This window comes from Parapedobacter composti (assembly GCF_900112315.1).
Classification (GTDB): Bacteria; Bacteroidota; Bacteroidia; order Sphingobacteriales; family Sphingobacteriaceae; genus Parapedobacter; species Parapedobacter composti.
Map to the genome: position 1 here is coordinate 305,006 of NZ_FOLL01000001.1, position 16,764 is coordinate 321,769.

Below are 16,764 nucleotides of genomic sequence, written 5' to 3' on the forward strand. Positions count from 1 at the left end.
ATGTGAATTGTATAGTCAATAGCTAAAGTTGAACGTTTGTGTTTGTATTTTTATTAACAATTTCATGTACTCAAAACCTGTGAACCTCTCGGGCCTGTTGTTATTAATAACGGCATCCATTTTAAACGGCCAATCCCTTCAAGTGCAGCATTTGCACGTAGAACACTTGCACCATACGGATCTTTTGGTATACAATGGCTACCCTATTGCCGGATATGAAAAAAAAATGGGCCAACGACCTTGGATAACCACAAAGCAACCGGTTCTGGGCTGGCAATTGTCGGATACCCGTTTAGGTACTGCCCAATCAGCATACCGTATTTTAATATCGCAAAGCAGCGACAGTTTAGCTAAGGATGTGGGGGAGGTATGGGATTCCGGCAAGGTGAAGTCGGATGAATCGACCAATATCCGGTATGCGGGCCGGTCGTTAGCGCCGAATACAGCGTATCATTGGAAAGTTATGGTATGGGACGGTGCAGGTACACCTTCAGCTTGGTCTTCCGTTAGCCGTTTTTGGACGGCAGATACACTGAAAGACTACCAAACCGCCTTTTACCCCTTATTGCGTACGGATGAGTTACCCGTAAAAATGGTGAAAGTGCACGATACGGTACGGATAGATTTCGGTAAGGCCGCATTCGGGCAGTTGCGGTTGACCATAACATCGCTTGCAGGCAACGACACGGTCATTGTACGGCTCGGGGAGGCAATTAATTCGGATGGAAGTATCAACCGTAAACCCGGTGGCACCATCCGTTATGCCGAATACCGGGTGCCGCTGATACGTGGACATCATACCTACCAATTGCAGTTCCGGCCTGATAAGCGGAATACGGGGCCACAGGCCATAAAAATGCCAGATTATATCGGCGAGGTACTGCCGTTTCGGTATGTCGAGATTGGGGGCAGCCATGGCCTGGACGAAGTAGCTGTCGTCCGCTCAACGATTCATTATCCATTTGACGACTTTGCGGCAGATTTCGAAAGCTCGGATTCGGTACTTAATGCGGTATGGGAATTGTGTAAATACAGCATCAAGGCCACATCATTTGCGGGCATCTATGTTGATGGCGATCGTGAACGGATCCCTTACGAGGCTGATGCTTATATCAACCAGCTTTGCCATTACAGTGTGGATAAGGAATACAGCATGGCACGTCGTTCGCATGAATACCTGCTCCATAACGCGACATGGCCCACAGAATGGATTCTCCAATCGGTGCTGATGGCATACAACGATTACCTATACACAGGCGATATCCGTTCGGTTCGTTACCACTATGACGACCTGAAAGCCAAGCTGCTGCTGCCGCTCCGGGAACGTAATGGACTCATCAGTACAAGGATGGGTAAACAGACCCCGGAACTGATGGAAGCAATCCACTACCGTGGCGACTCTCTTCGTGACATTGTGGATTGGCCGCATACGGGCGGTTTTGGCATGGTGGGTAATGGAGAAACAGACGGTTTTGTTTTCACAGACTACAATGCTGTGATTAACGCTTTTCACTATAAAGCGCTGCAGGATATGTCAAAAATGGCACAAGATGCTGGAATGCATGATGATGCTGCATTTTTTTTGAAAAAGGCAGACGAAACGTATGTTGCCTTCCAGTCATTGCTGTGGGACAGGAAAGCGGGCGCATACCGCGATGGAATTGACACCGATCACGCATCCCTGCATACCAATATGATGGCTATGGCTTTCGGTTTGGTGCCGGAAAAGCATGTCAGCGAAGTAATGGATTTCATTCGCTCGCGAGGGATGGCATGCAGCGTGTATGGTAGCCAATTCCTGATGGATGCAGTTTATGAGGGAGGAGATGGAAACTACGGCCTATCGTTACTTGCTTCCCAGAGTGATCGCAGTTGGTACAACATGATTCGGGCAGGTAGTACCATTACCATGGAGGCCTGGGATAATAAGTACAAGCCTAACCAGGACTGGAACCATGCTTGGGGTGCGGTGCCGGCTAATGCTATTCCGCGGAAGTTGATGGGAGTTGAACCGGTTGAACCGGGTTGGAAAAGATTTCGGGTGAGACCGCAACTGGGATCCCTCGAATGGGCACGGATTAACATACCGACCATAAAAGGAACGATAGCCTTATCCTGTCGGCAGGAAGCATCGGCCAGCGTGGTGCAACTGACGGTACCTGTCAATACTGTGGCTAGGGTGGAGTTGCCTGTAGCCGGCAAGGCGAAACCTAATGTCCAAATTAACGGCAGAACGGTCAGAACCGAAAGAAAAGGAAATTGGATAGCAATGCCAGAGTTGGCGTCCGGCAGCTATCAGATTGCGATTATCTATCGTTGATTGTGTGCTGTGCGTATCCCTTTTTTCGCTAACAACGGGAGCACAGGTAAGCAAAGTATACATTTATAAACCGAATTAAATGGCGTATTGTAAAGGAATCCGACTAATGATGCTTTGTTGGATGGCGGGAAGCCACTGTATTGCATTCTCCTACTCGCAAATAGCAAAAGACTCTGCCCTGCGTGACGAACGTGTACGCGAATATCTTCACCCAGTACGCATTCTATGGCAGCAAGGAACAGTAAAGAATAAAGAGCAACTGCTTAAACCCGGGATCGGACAGGCCGATCTAACCAATGCCAGCATTTGCGTGTTAAAAAACGAGGGTTCGGCAAAAAGCAGTTTATTGATTGACTTTGGTACGGAATTACACGGCGGACTGGAAATAGTGACGGGTATGTGGTCGCCCGGCAATACACCAAGAAATATTCGAGTCCGTTTCGGCGAATCGGCTAGTGAAGCCATGGCGGAATTACATGAAAAAGGCGCTACTAATGACCATGCTATACGTGATTTCCGTATACAGGTGCCTTGGCTTGGGAAGATACAGGTAGGAGAGAGCGGTTTCCGTTTTGTCCGCATTGATTTGCTGGACAGCGCAGCAGAACTGCACCTAAAAGAAGTACGTGCAATCTTTACCTATCGGGATATTCCTTATTTGGGGTCATTTAAAAGTAATGACGAGCGCCTTAATGGGATTTGGCAAACCGGGGCTTATACCGTCCATCTCAATATGCAGGATTATCTATGGGATGGCATAAAACGTGATCGCCTAGTCTGGGTAGGGGATCTGCATCCTGAGGTGGCTACCGTAAATAGTGTATTCGGTTATAATAACGTGGTTCCAAAGAGCTTGGATTTGGCCCGCGACGTAACGCCATTGCCCGGCTGGATGTCGGGTATCAGTACATACTCCATGTGGTGGATCATCCTCCATTATGACTGGTATATGCATCATGGAGATTTGGCATACCTGAAACAGCAGCAACCTTATTTGGCCGAACTGGTTAAGCAGATAGTGAATAAGGTTGGACCTGATGGAAAAGAACGGATGGATGGCAACCGTTTCTTGGATTGGCCTTCCAGTAAAGATACCGCAGCAGTTCATGCCGGGCTGCAGGCTATGACCTTATGGTCATTGACCACAGCCGCCAAGCTGGGTGAAGTCATCGGCGATACCGAAACGCAAAGTATTGCCGAAGAAGCGGTGGGTAGACTGAGGCAATACGTGCCAGAAATGAAACAATCTAAACAGGCTGCAGCACTGCTGGCCTTGGTAGATATGGTGCCAGCGGCTGTTGCCAATGATCAGGTGCTGTCTGTAGGTGGGGCCAAGAATTTTTCCACGTTCTATGGATACTATATGCTGCAGGCAATGGCCAAGGCGGGTAACTATACAGGAGCATTGGACGTGATTCGAGACTATTGGGGAGCCATGCTCGATTTAGGGGCAACTACTTTTTGGGAAGACTTTAACTTGGAATGGTTGCCCAACGCCGGACGTATCGATGAATTGGTTCCCGAGGGAAAAAAGGACATTCACGGTGATTATGGGGATTATTGCTATGTAGGATTCAGGCATAGCTTGTGCCACGGCTGGGCTTCGGGGCCCACCGCTTGGCTTACCGAGCATGTACTGGGTATTAAGGTGACTGCTCCGGGTTGTAGAGAGATTGTCATCGCTCCTAACCTGGGCGATTTGGACTATGTGGAAGGAACATTTCCTACCCCTCGCGGGGTACTTTATGTAAAACATACAAGACAACCGGACGGAAAAGTGAAAACGGTAGTCAGAAGTCCAAAAGGCATTAAAGTTAAGCGCATGTAAGTTTGTTTTTCCCTGAGGGCAGGATGCCACAGGATGGATGGCTGTTTAAAAATGCATATTTTAGCTTTTGTAAGTGTCTTTTAGACATGAAACCATTTATAAACGCTTCCTGTGCAAGCACTATATTGCGAATAATTGAAGCATACTCATGGGCAATCAAACACCGCACGTCGCATCGCATAAGCAGGCCATTGATCCGGCATCGATTATCAGGCTGCGCCAAGGAGACGAACAAGCATTTAAGTCGATCTTCCTTGCCTTGCATGAACGGGTATACCGATTCGCGTTGACCTATACAAAGAATGAAGAGCTAAGTAAGGAAGTTACACAGGAAGCGTTCATCCAACTATGGCTGCATAGGGAAAAGCTATCTGAGAACCTGCCGCTTTACCCCTATCTTTTTACCCATGTGCGGCGGCTTACCATCGATGCCTTCCGGAAAAACGCCATCGTGCAGCGGTTTAATCAGGAATGGCTTACATATCCGGAACAGTTGTCAAACCAAACTGAGGAAACGATTCATTCAAATGAAATTACGCGGATTACCGATGATTTGGTCAATAAATTGCCCCGTCAGCAGCGAGTCGTTTTTCGGATGAGCCGGTTTTATGGACTCACCTACGACGAAATCGCAGAAAGGCTCAATATATCCAAATATACTGTCAAATACCATTTAGTCACTGCACTGAAGACCCTAAAGCAGTATTTAATAAAGCATGATATTTTGTATTTCGCTTTATCGGTTCTGGCAATTTAATTTTTTCCTTTCTTAACCTACCCGATCGTTCCTCTTATTCGTTTATAAAGAAAGACCAATAATAAACGTCTGAATGACTGTTTAGGTAACCTTTATGACGATGACCAAAAAAAGGCTTAGGCGCCTCCTTACGTCCTATTGGAATGGAAATATCTCTTCGCAGGAGTACGAAGAGCTGATGAATTTTTTATCAGAACATCCGGATAATACCGAGATGGAGGCCGTCATGGATGAGATTGCCGAATGGACCGGACGTGGTCAACCGATCAATATCCCCACATGGGAGATGTATGCAGATATCATTGGGGACAATAGGTATAAAAAAAGTCTTGCCAGACAACAAGATAGGAGAAGGATGTGGCAAAAATGGCCGTTTGCGGCTGCGATAGCCGCTGGCATCATGCTTAGCCTGTTATTTTATTTTTGGCAGCGCACTGAACATGAATTGGTTGCACGAAGCGCGGGAGACGTTGGGATACCTGCTTCCGTATCGACTGTACTCCCAGGGCACAAGCAGGCAACGCTTACATTGGCAGATGGTAGCACTATTCCGTTGGATAGTCTTGAAGGTCGTGTAGTACAGACGATGGATGGCGTCCGGTTGAGCATAAAAGCGGGGCGGCTGATATATGATATGGATAAAGTCGTGGCAAAGCCAATCATGAATACGATCAGCACACCACTCGGCGGCGAGTACGGTGTCACATTACCCGATGGCACGCAAGTATGGCTTAATGCGGCGTCATCGATAACCTACCCCATCATGTTTACTGAGAATGAACGGACAGTGACGATTAGCGGGGAGGTGTACTTCGAAGTAAAGCGTTTTAAGGACATGGCGTTTGTAGTTACCGCGGGAGATACCCGCATCAAGGTGCTGGGTACTCACTTCAATGTGAGCGCTTATGAAGATGAGCCGTCCGTGCGGACCACATTACTGGAAGGCAGTGTGCAGGTGCAAAAAGGCAGGGAATCACGCTTGCTCAATCCTGGCCAGCAGGCCGAGACTTGGCCTAACCAAGATAAAATCACCATCCGGAAGGTCGATGTGGAGGAGGCCACCGCATGGAAAAACGGCTATTTCCTTTTCAATAATGAACCGGTGGCCGATGCCATGAAAAAGATTGGCCGGTGGTATAATGTGGATATCCACTACGAGGGTAATATTCCGCAGAAAGGGTTGGATGGGACCATTTCGAAAATGGAAGATATTCGCCAACTGCTTAAAGCACTGGAAATTACCGGTACAGCGCGTTTTGAACTAAAAGAAAGGAGGATTATCGTGACAGAATAGACTGACGATTAATTCATACAAAGAAGTCTCAATAGGTAAAAACCGGGAGTGGTGGGACACCCCCGGAGAAAGAACCCATTAGGACTCCGAATTCAACTTTATCAATGATACGTTTAACCAATTAATAAAGCTGTTTCAAATGTATAAAAAAATAACCAAAAAGATCCCGATAGCATCCAGCATCGGTGGATCCAGATTATTCCTGATTATGAAATTGACTTTGTTTTTAATTATCATGAACATGCATCTGGCTGTAGCGGTAGGATACGGCCAGCGCATCAACATTGTCAAGAAGCAACTTCCATTGCATCAGGCGTTCAAGGAAATACGGGAGCAAAGTGGGTATAATATACTTATCAATTCTGAATTGCTCAAAACCGCCCGGCCCGTGAACCTTAATCTTCGCGACGCGACCTTGCAAGACGCCTTGCGCGAATGCCTGAAGGAACAATCGCTTGCTTATGAGATTATCAATAAGAATGTGATTATCAAGCTTGCTCCGAAAAACACATCCCCCGTCCAGCAGGAGCGCCAAGTCAAAGGGAAAGTGAGGGACGCCAATGGGCAGCCGATTGTTGGAGCATCGGTCGGTTTGAAGGGAAATCCCCAACGCGTAACGAAGACTAATGACCATGGTGAGTTTTTGCTGACTGTGCAGGATGGCGCAGTCATTGTAGTCAGTTACCTTGGTTTTACAACTCAGGAATTAGCACTGGGAGACCGCTCGGAGGTGTCCATCACTTTGGAAGAAGAGGAGGCCGCGTTGGATGAGGTGGTCGTCGTTGGTTATAATACTGTAAGGAAAACCGATCTGACAGGTGCGGTTTCGAGCATTAGCGCTGAACAGGTGCGCCGGATGCCCGTAACCAACGCCTTGCAAGCTATGCAGGGCATGGTGGCCGGCGTAGATATTACGTCGAACGAAAGACCTGGTGAGATGGGGAACGTGACAGTGCGAGGTATACGCTCATTGAGTGCAAGTAATTCGCCTCTTTATGTAGTGGATGGCATTCCACTTGCAGCAGGGGGAATTGAGGCCATAAACCCGTCAGACATAGAATCCATAGATGTATTGAAAGATGCTTCCGCTACTGCTATCTTCGGTTCGCGGGGTGCAAACGGGGTCATCATAGTCAACACCAAACGCGGGAAAGAGGGAAGATTGTCGCTCAACTACTTGGCTGTAACCACTATAGAGCGTATGTCGGATCTAACCGAGATGATGGACGCTGCCGAATACATTGAATTCAGGCGAGATGCCTTCCGGAGACTTCCGGCAGGAAACCCTAACCGATATCCCGAGGTACCGTCAGAAGATGCAGATGCCCGTATTTTCGCGAACGACAGCCATGCATGGGCCAATATCGCCCGAGGGTGGCAGGGGGGAACCTGGAATCCCGGTTTGGTGGCAACAACTAACTGGACAGATATGGTGCTGAGGACCGGGGTCACGCACGATCATTCGCTTAATGCGAGCGGAGGGACGGATAAGATGCAGGCCTATGGTTCATTCGGTTACCTCAATCAAGGGGGAACACAACTGGGGCAGGATTATCAACGCTATACCGGTAAATTTACGGTAGATCTAACACCCGTGCCATGGTTTAAGATGGGGGGGAGCTTAACAGCAACCTTTGGCGATCAGAATTATGGTTATCAAGGGAGTGGATCGCAAGGTGCGCCCAACCTGTATTTTGCGGCCCGGAGTATGTTACCCTATGCGGTCCCGTTCGATGATGAGGGGAACCGTATTAACTTGCCTGGTGGCGACGTTAATATCCGTAATCCGATAGGCGAACATGAATATACTATTAATGAACGTAAGGTGCTCCGTACGCTTGGCAACATTTATGCCGAAGTTAACTTTCTCGAAGGGTTGAAATACCGGGTTAATTTTGGCCCCGATTTTTACAATTTCCGCAATGGACGTTGGATGGACGCCATGGCGACTGAAAGGGGGGCGGGTGAACCGGGCTCAACGAACTTCGCGGAGCTTGGCCAAACCATGCGCTTTTCCTGGACGCTTGACAACTTACTCTATTACAACCGGACGTTTCAGGATAAACATGATCTTGGTGTCACGTTATTACAAAGTGCTTCAGCGAACCGTACTGAAACGTCACTAATGACTGCAACAGACTTACCTTGGGACAGCCAGCGCTGGTATCAGCTCAATTCGGTCAGTGAACTGGACAGATTCGGCACTGGACTTTCCGAATCTCAGTTGTTGTCATATATGGCACGGGTTAATTACGGATTTAACGACCGTTATCTCTTTACCGGATCGGTGCGTTGGGATGGCGCATCGCAATTGGCAGACGGGAACAAATGGGACTTTTTTCCTTCTGCTGCAGTAGCATGGCGGATGGATCAGGAGTCGTTTATGCAAAATGTTAGCTGGGTGGACCAATTGAAGCTGCGTTTGGGCTTCGGAACTACGGGAAATGCAGCTATCGAACCCTATATGACCAAAGGTGGCGTTGAGACCTTATATTACACATGGGGCGGTATCGTTGAACCAGGTTATGTGTCTTCAGACGCGTCTTTGGCCAATCCCGCTCCCATGGCTAATTTGGAGCTGGGATGGGAACGCACAACGCAATGGAATCTTGGAATCGATTTCAATCTTTTGAACGGACGCCTAAACGGAGCACTGGATCTGTATACCTCCAAGACAACCGACCTATTGATGGAGGCGGCTATTCCTTCGGTTACCGGTTACACACGAACTTGGGCGAACATCGGCTCGACCGCTAATAAGGGGGTAGATCTATCGCTGAATACGGTGAACGTCAGTAGCGGCAACTTTTATTGGGAATCGGGACTGAATTTTACCATGACTACTGATCGGATCGTAGAATTATCCAATGGAAAAGTGGACGATCCGAATAACCTGTGGTTTATCGGTCGGCGTCTTGCGGTATTTTATGATTATGAAAAAGTGGGCATCTGGCAGGACACGCCGGAAGACCATGCGGAAATGGCCAAATTCTTGGAAGCCGGAGGGCACGAGTACCGTCCTGGTGATATTCGGGTGGCCGATTTGAACGGAGATTATATCATCGATGCCAATAATGATCGCAAGATCGTAGGGCATTCCATGCCTAAGTGGACCGCAGGATTGAACAATACAGTACGGTATAAAAACTGGGATCTTACGTTCTTCTTATATGGACGTTTTGGCTTTACCATAGAAGCGGGCGGTGAATACATGCAAGGTCGGTTTGCCCAGCGTAGGGTGGACTACTGGCGCCCTGACAATCCGACCAACGAATACCCTGCACCTAATTATGGCAATGCTGGCGGCGATCAATATCGCACGTCTATGAATTATCAAGATGGATCATTCATTAAATTGCGCAACGTGTCACTGGGTTATACGCTTCCTCAGTCTTATGCGCAGCGACTAGGATTGGGCAATATGAAAATTTTTGCCCAAGCAATGAACCCCGGATTGATTTATTCCAAGGTGGATTGGCTTGATCCGGACTTAGGTGGATCAACATTTAACCGAGGTTTTGTTATAGGATTGAATGTTGGATTTTAACCCCTTTCATTACTAATTTGGACTTTACGGTTATGAAAAATGTATATCAGTTTTTTAGAAATGCTTCGTTGATTGCTGCAATCCTTACAGGGGCATCATGCAAAAATTTTTTAGACGAGCAATTGATTACGGCACGTAATACCCAGGATTTTGAAACAGAAATTGGCTTGGAAGGTTTAGTGACGGGTATGTATCAGAGCCTTCGGTTTCACTTCAACTATGAGTGGGCTTATACCACAACGAACTATGGCGTGGATGAGTTCTCCGTAGGCGGAGACCGAGGCAGGCAGATTTGGAACTCGTATGACGCGGGGTTGAACTCAATGACAGACGATGTAGCTATTGTATGGGATAACATGTATGGAAACATCAATACCGCTAACATTGTGATTCAAAATGTGCCACAGTACTATGGTGACGGCCCTAATAAGGACGTGCGTTTAGGCGAAGGTTATTTTATGCGGGCTTTTGACTATTTTAAATTGGTCAAACAATATGGAGGCGTGCCGTTAAAACTGGAGCCTTCTACAACAGTTGAACGTGAGTTTTCCCGCAATACCGCTCAGGAAGTGTACGAACAGATTATTGCAGATTTTACACGGGCTTACGAATTACTGCCTCCCACACCTGCGCAGCAGGGGAGGATAACCAAATGGGCTGCCGCCCATTTTCTGGCAAAAGTGTATCTTTTCCGGGCAAGCGAACGCTATGCCGACTGGAATGCGGAAACCCGGGAAAGCGACTTGAACAATGCGGTTAATTACGCGAGGACTGTTATAGAAGACAGTCCGCATACCTTGGCGGCTGATTTCCGGGAGCTGTGGCATTATACCGAAGTTAACGGGCCGAACGAAAGCCTTCCGGAAATCATTTTGTCCGCTCAATTTTCGGATAATGAGGCCACACAGGGCCGCTATGGAAATCAAGTCCACCTTTATTACCTTTCAGTCTATCAGAATTTGCCGGGGATGCAACGGGATATACCGGGCGGGCGAGAATTCCAGCGCTTACGATCGACTGACTACGCGCTCGATGTATATGATCGAGTGAATGATTCGCGTTTCTGGAAAAGCTTTAAAACCTCTTATCTATGTAACAACCCCAATAGTGCGCCTGTTTGGACGGCGCAGTATGCCCCAAGCCCGGATTTGGTTAACCAACGGAAATTCACGGGAGGACAAGAAGCCGTGCGTTACATCGTGAACGATGCCGGTGATCCGCGCTTTACCGAAGAAAACATACAACGTAGGGCACCCCACATGTTCGTGAGGTACTTTGCAGGTGAAAGCGAAAACATGAAGGGGGGACACGGGAATTTCGAGGCAAGTCGGTTTGTTGCACTTTCTAAGTTCACCGACGGTTCTAGAATCAACGTCGCTTCGCAGTTCGGGCGCCGGGACGGAATTCTGGCTCGGTTGGCTGAAACGTATTTGATAGCCGCTGAAGCGCTGGGCCGACTGGGGCGTTATGATGAAGCGCTGCCTTATATTAACGAGCTGCGTGTACGTGCAGCGTATAAGGAAGGAGAGGATCGATCTTATCATTCAGATGGCGGCTTAGCTTATCGGAATAACACCGCAGCCAATACGGCAGCCTTCGTGTCTTATTCCGATCGGAATACTTATTTTGAATCGAACGATATGTCCGAAACTAATGGATCCACGTTAAATGAACTACGTTTTAACAGTGTTGCTGACATATTTAATTCGACCAATGATTTTTTTGATAAGTTGGGGGTAAGCTCGGACGCCGATAAATTTCTGCACTTTATTTTGAATGAGCGTTCGCGCGAGCTGATGGGTGAACTGATGCGCTGGGAAGATCTAGCGAGAACCAACACGCTCGTATTACGGGCCACTTTGTTCAACGATGAGGCTAGACCATCTGCGAATAAGCATTACTTGCGACCGATACCGCAAAGCTTTTTGGACGCTATACAGCGAAATGGAAGACCATTAACGCCGGAAGAGAAGGCAGCGATGCAAAATCCGGGATGGTGAGTGCCTAGACAGATAAGCGGTTATACCGACCGGAGGTATTACTTCCGGTCGGTTTAGTAACCGCAATATTTTTACCCGGAATTTGAATGATTTTTACCGGCAAATTAAACAGCCTCACCGTAGGTTTGCAATGAGTGAACTGGTTATTCTTCGAGTTGGTAAACTCTAACGTTGTCTATACATTGGCGTGACCATGTGGAACGAAAGCCGAAATAACCACGGGTCAATGGCGAAGGGTCATGGTGGCTGAAAATTACCTGGCCGTCTACAGAAAATGTGGTCACACTGTCTTTGACAACAGTGCGGATATGGTAAGTGCGGTTGGCTTCCAGTAGGTGGTCATTCCGTTCGTAAAGTAAGGGTTTGCTTCCATCGCCCTCGTATTTACGGAAACGGGTCGTGGTATTGGTATTACCACCCATACCAACATAGTAAAGTGATAATGAATCATAGCTTTCAAAAATACCGGATCGGGAAAACAGTTCATGGCCAGACGGATCAGTGGCCATCCAGAACTGATTCAGGTCAGACAGCCGATCATTTGCGCCACTGTCCACAACGACGGTACGCTCATATTCAATGGCGATGTTGCCTTCCAGTGGCTTGTTCAGCCATACCGTCACGCCGCCGTAGGTGTCCAGCCACAGTTTGCCGTCCTGCACGTACACAGAAGAGTTGGGTTCAGGCGCAATTTCAGAAATCCAAAGCGATGTATCCAATCCTCGGCCAAAGTCATCTTCAAGAATCAGTCGCTGTCCGTTTTTTGTGCCGGATTCCGGCGGCTGGCAGCAATACAAGGTAAAAAAGGAAAGCAGTAGACCAATGGAAGAATAAGGTTTCATGTCGCTAAAATAGGGAATCAGATGTTTATTCGAAATACTATATCACGAAGAAAATTTGTTAAAAGTACACTCGCCCTTACCGCAACATTACCTATAGCCGCGCCCCTGCCTTCGCTTCGGCCATCAAGGCCCGCACACACTGGCGAGGGCGTGTCCCTGCATTGGCTGCGTGGCGAGGCACCGACCGTTCCGCGCGGCATTACCTGGGGCGTGCCTTGGCCCAAGGGCGAACTGGACAACGTGGATAAACTAACGTTTGCCACGGCCGAAAATAAACCGGTACCGGCACAGCATTGGGTGACGGCCCGGTGGTCCGACGGATCGGTAAAATGGTCAGCACATGCGGCCAGTGTATCGGCATCTGAAGCGTCCAGGTATGTCTTGCTCCGTGCTAGTGGTACATCTTCGGCGCAGGCAGACGGCCAAATTGTGGTTACGCAGCACGATGAGGAGATTTCCGTGGATACAGGCGGCTTGCAGTATGTTTTTCCCAAGGCTGGCAACGTGTTGGTAAAGTCGATAAGCAATGGTAAACGGGTATTGGCCGCGGATGGACATTTGGTGCTACAATGGCAGAATACGCCGGAACCGATTAATGGTGAACCGCTCGAAAGCGATTCACTGGAAAGTGAAATCCACGAAATGCTGGTAGAGCACGTAGGCCCGATGCGTGCAGTCATCAAGGCAACGGGTATCCATCGCTCTCAGGCGACAGGGCGGGAGCTGCTGCCTTTCACGTTACGTTTTTATTGTTACCTTCATACACCTTCCCTCCGATTGGTCCATACCCTGGTGTATGATGCGGATGAGTACAAAGACTTTATCAGCGGAATAGGGCTTCGGTTTGCTGTGCCGATGGTGGATGAGCTGCATAATCGGCACGTTCGGTTTTGCTCGGCCGATGGTGGGGTCTTTGCTGAAGCCGTTCGGGGGCTTACCGGCTTGCGGCGTGATCCCGGTAGGGCGGTAAGGAAAGCGCAGGTTGCTGGGCAAGCCACGCCGCCGGTTGCTGAGTTCAATCCGGTTGTAGCCAATGGATTGCAATACATTCCGGCATTCGGCGATTATACGCTTTGTCAGAATACGCCAGACGGGTTTGAAATCCGTAAGCGGACCGGCGCTGGCCATGGATGGATAGCCTCCGCATATGGAGATCGCTCGGTGGGGGTGGGGTACATTGGCGGCGCTTCGGGAGGGTTGGCATTTGGTATCCGTAATTTCTGGCAGAGCTTTCCGGCACAGGTGGATATCCGGCATGCGCACACGGAAGCGGCCGCATTGACGCTTTGGTTATGGTCGCCCTCCGCTCCGGCGATGGATCTTCGGTTTTACCACGACGGGATGGGGCAGGATACGTATGCTGAACAACTCGGCGGCTTGGACATTACCTACGAAGACTATGAGCCGGAATTCGGCACACCCCAAGGTATCGCCCGCACGAGTGAAGTTGAACTGTGGGCGATGGAACAGACGCCGCGCAACAACGAGCTCGCGGATATCGCCGAGCAGATACAGGATCCGTCGATCTTGGTTTGCGAACCGGCCTATTACGAGCGGTGCGGCGTGTTCGGTAAGGCATTTTCCGCAGCACCGGCAACCAACGAGAGGGAAAAGATGATTGAAAAACAGCTGGATTTTTATGTCGACTATTATAAACGGCAGATAGCACAACATCGTTGGTACGGATTCTGGAATTATGGCGATGTAATGCATACCTACGATGGCGACCGCCATATGTGGCGGTACGACGTCGGCGGCTATGCATGGGATAACTCGGAATTATCAACCGATCTTTGGTTATGGTACTACTTCCTTCGGTCGGGAAGGCACGATGTGTTCCGCATGGCGGAAGCCATGACGCGACATACCGGTGAGGTTGACGTGCACCATATCGGCCGTTTCGCTCCGCTGGGTTCCAGGCATAACGTTCTGCATTGGGGTTGCAGCGCCAAGCAACTACGTATCAGTACGGTAATCAATAGGCGCTTCTTTTATTACCTTACAGCAGATGAACGCGTGGGAGATTTGATGCGCGAACAGATCGACGGGGCCGAGGCCCTTAAACGGGTCGTTCCGGGCCGTAAAGTAGGACAGGTAGCGGCCACCGATGAAAACAAGGTAAGTGTATCTTTTGGTACTGATTGGGGATCGCTGGCGGCTGCCTGGTTCACGGAATGGGAACGGACGGCCGACGAGCGGATGAAGAACCGACTGATTGGTAGCATGGAAAGTATCGGCAGGCAGCCCCGTGGATTTTTCACGGGAACGGCAGATATGCAGTTGGAGAGCGGCGTATTTGATCGGGTTAAGCACAACGCCATTTCGGTGTCACACCTGAGTGCTGCATTCGGGCTCGCCGAAATCTGTGCTGAGCTGATCGATGCGTTCGATGTCCCCGAGTTTACCGAGGCCTGGTTACAGTATTGCATAGCTTATAATGCAGGCAGCGAATGGCAAGAACAGCATCTCGGTCGCGCATTAGGTAAGCTGAATCTGGAACAGGGGCATAGCCGGCTGACCGCCTATGCCGGATGGTTCCTGAAAAACCGCACGTTACAGCAACGGGCTTGGGATGAGTTTTACGCCGGAGGCAGTGGGTTAAAGATGGGCGTCCCGGAAATGGCGACCATTGCACCTCCCGAAGTACTCAGTAAGCGGGATGAGGCACCTGCGGTTTCTACCAATGCGGTGGCTCAATGGAGTTTGGCGGCTATGCAATGTATGGCCTATGCAGGGGAGGCCCGTTAACCGTAAGGGACATCAATAACCGAATTTTAAGTGGAAAAACTAAATATGATGATTAAATCTTGCTTTCTGAATGTATCTGTAGTTGTGTTGTCCATAGCGGGTTGTCTATCTTCCTGTGGCGGTGGAGGAACGGGTCAAAAAAACGAAGTGACCAACGATGTGAATACGCCGCTGCACTTGCTGAAGCCGGACTATCCGGTGTTTTATGGCGAAACAACGCCTGACGATGTGAAAGCGGTACTCGACCGCATACATGGCTACCTTGATGATGCCACGCCGGTAGCCGTGATTAACAAAGGTAGTAAACGCCCGGTAGACGATCTTTCGTCGATTGATACGAATACCATATTTCAACAGGGTGATTTCCGGTTGATCAGCTATGAATGGGGAGTGACGTATGGCGCTATGCTTACTGCTGCCGAATCGACTGGAGACGAACGCTATCGGCAATACACGCAGCGGCGTATTGATTTCATCGCCGATGTTGTTGCGGCGTTCGAGGCGCTGCCTGAGACAGCGGGTGCTGCTTACCGTTCGCCCGTTCATTCCGTGACCCATCCGGGTGCATTGGATGATGCCGGGTCCATGTGTGCGGCCATCATTAAGGCGCATCAGGCGGGGGCGACAACGAAGGAAGTCCGGCCAATTGTCAATCGTTATATCGATTATATCTTAAACAAAGAATTCCGGCTGGAAGATGGTACATTGGCGCGTAACAGACCGCTGCCGAATACCTTGTGGTTGGATGATCTGTACATGAGCCTTCCCGCCCTGGCACAGATGGCAAAGCTAACCGGTGAGACAACGTACTTCGATGAAGCCATCAGGCAGTTTTGGTTGTTTGCTGACCGGATGTTCGTTGCCGAAAAAGGACTTTACATGCATGGCTGGGTACAGGATATGGAACCGCATCCGCATTTCCATTGGGCGCGTGCCAACGGCTGGGCATTGCTTACCAACGTTGAGCTGCTCAGCGCTTTACCGGATAACCATCCCGCACGCGCGAGATTGCTTGATCAATTCCGCGCGCACGTGCGGGGACTTGCCGCACTCCAGGATGGTACCGGCTTTTGGCATCAGCTGTTGGATCGCAACGATACGTACCTCGAAACCTCCGCCACGGCAATTTATGCCTATTGTATCGCACATGGTATCAACCAGGGTTGGCTCGACGCCAAAGCTTATGGCCCAATGGTGCTGCAGGCATGGAATGCAGTGAGTACCCAGGTCAACGCGCAGGGGCAGGTAGAAGGAACCTGTGTCGGCACGGGTATGGGGTTTGATCCGGCCTTCTATTACCACAGGCCGGTGAATAAATATGCTGCGCATGGCTATGGCCCGGCCATCCTTGCCGGTGCCGAGGTTTACCGCTTACTCCGGAATAAACCTTTTGAAATCAATGACAGTGCGGTTATGTTTGCGGATTAA

The 16,764-nt window shown here is 49.3% G+C and carries 9 protein-coding genes; 8 read left to right on the top strand and 1 reads right to left on the bottom strand.

What is annotated here, in order from left to right:
* Nucleotides 1-64: 64 nt before the first annotated feature.
* The 6 genes from BM030_RS01135 (at nucleotide 65) to BM030_RS01160 (ending at nucleotide 11,746) form a co-directional block, all read left to right on the top strand.
* On the top strand, nucleotides 65-2,320 hold the full coding sequence (locus BM030_RS01135; protein WP_090970220.1) for an alpha-L-rhamnosidase-related protein: 2,256 nt from the start codon (nucleotides 65-67) through the stop codon (nucleotides 2,318-2,320).
* Between the two features lie 106 nt (nucleotides 2,321-2,426).
* Nucleotides 2,427-4,148 (top strand): alpha-L-rhamnosidase-related protein, encoded by a 1,722-nt coding sequence (locus BM030_RS01140; protein WP_244518592.1) that lies wholly within the window; start codon nucleotides 2,427-2,429, stop codon nucleotides 4,146-4,148.
* Between the two features lie 148 nt (nucleotides 4,149-4,296).
* A complete protein-coding gene (locus BM030_RS01145; protein ID WP_090970224.1) occupies nucleotides 4,297-4,905 on the top strand; it encodes an RNA polymerase sigma-70 factor in 609 nt (202 codons plus the stop codon).
* A 100-nt stretch (nucleotides 4,906-5,005) separates the two neighbouring features.
* Nucleotides 5,006-6,199 (top strand): FecR family protein, encoded by a 1,194-nt coding sequence (locus tag BM030_RS01150; protein ID WP_211657485.1) that lies wholly within the window; start codon nucleotides 5,006-5,008, stop codon nucleotides 6,197-6,199.
* A 235-nt stretch (nucleotides 6,200-6,434) separates the two neighbouring features.
* On the top strand, nucleotides 6,435-9,746 hold the full coding sequence (locus tag BM030_RS01155) for a TonB-dependent receptor (protein WP_211657486.1): 3,312 nt from the start codon (nucleotides 6,435-6,437) through the stop codon (nucleotides 9,744-9,746).
* Nucleotides 9,747-9,778: 32 nt separating this feature from the next.
* Nucleotides 9,779-11,746 (top strand): RagB/SusD family nutrient uptake outer membrane protein, encoded by a 1,968-nt coding sequence (locus BM030_RS01160; RefSeq protein WP_090970230.1) that lies wholly within the window; start codon nucleotides 9,779-9,781, stop codon nucleotides 11,744-11,746.
* Nucleotides 11,747-11,889: 143 nt separating this feature from the next.
* Here BM030_RS01160 and BM030_RS01165 read toward each other — a convergent pair whose 3' ends face one another.
* Complete coding sequence (locus BM030_RS01165) at nucleotides 11,890-12,588, bottom strand: DUF6250 domain-containing protein (RefSeq protein WP_090970232.1); 699 nt, start codon at nucleotides 12,586-12,588, stop codon at nucleotides 11,890-11,892.
* A 21-nt stretch (nucleotides 12,589-12,609) separates the two neighbouring features.
* Between BM030_RS01165 and BM030_RS01170 the strand changes: the two genes are divergently transcribed.
* A complete protein-coding gene (locus BM030_RS01170; protein ID WP_090970234.1) occupies nucleotides 12,610-15,336 on the top strand; it encodes an exo-rhamnogalacturonan lyase family protein in 2,727 nt (908 codons plus the stop codon).
* Between the two features lie 45 nt (nucleotides 15,337-15,381).
* Entirely contained in the window at nucleotides 15,382-16,764 is a 1,383-nt protein-coding gene (locus BM030_RS01175) for a glycoside hydrolase family 88/105 protein (protein ID WP_211657487.1), read from the top strand.

Coding starts and splice junctions, on each gene's coding strand:
- BM030_RS01155 (WP_211657486.1), top strand. CDS start 6,435: ATGAACATGCATCTGGCTGTAGCGGTAGGATACGGCCAGCGCATCAAC.
- BM030_RS01165 (WP_090970232.1), bottom strand. CDS start 12,588: ATGAAACCTTATTCTTCCATTGGTCTACTGCTTTCCTTTTTTACCTTG.
- BM030_RS01160 (WP_090970230.1), top strand. CDS start 9,779: ATGAAAAATGTATATCAGTTTTTTAGAAATGCTTCGTTGATTGCTGCA.
- BM030_RS01135 (WP_090970220.1), top strand. CDS start 65: ATGTACTCAAAACCTGTGAACCTCTCGGGCCTGTTGTTATTAATAACG.
- BM030_RS01175 (WP_211657487.1), top strand. CDS start 15,382: ATGATGATTAAATCTTGCTTTCTGAATGTATCTGTAGTTGTGTTGTCC.
- BM030_RS01170 (WP_090970234.1), top strand. CDS start 12,610: ATGTTTATTCGAAATACTATATCACGAAGAAAATTTGTTAAAAGTACA.
- BM030_RS01150 (WP_211657485.1), top strand. CDS start 5,006: ATGACCAAAAAAAGGCTTAGGCGCCTCCTTACGTCCTATTGGAATGGA.
- BM030_RS01140 (WP_244518592.1), top strand. CDS start 2,427: ATGATGCTTTGTTGGATGGCGGGAAGCCACTGTATTGCATTCTCCTAC.
- BM030_RS01145 (WP_090970224.1), top strand. CDS start 4,297: ATGGGCAATCAAACACCGCACGTCGCATCGCATAAGCAGGCCATTGAT.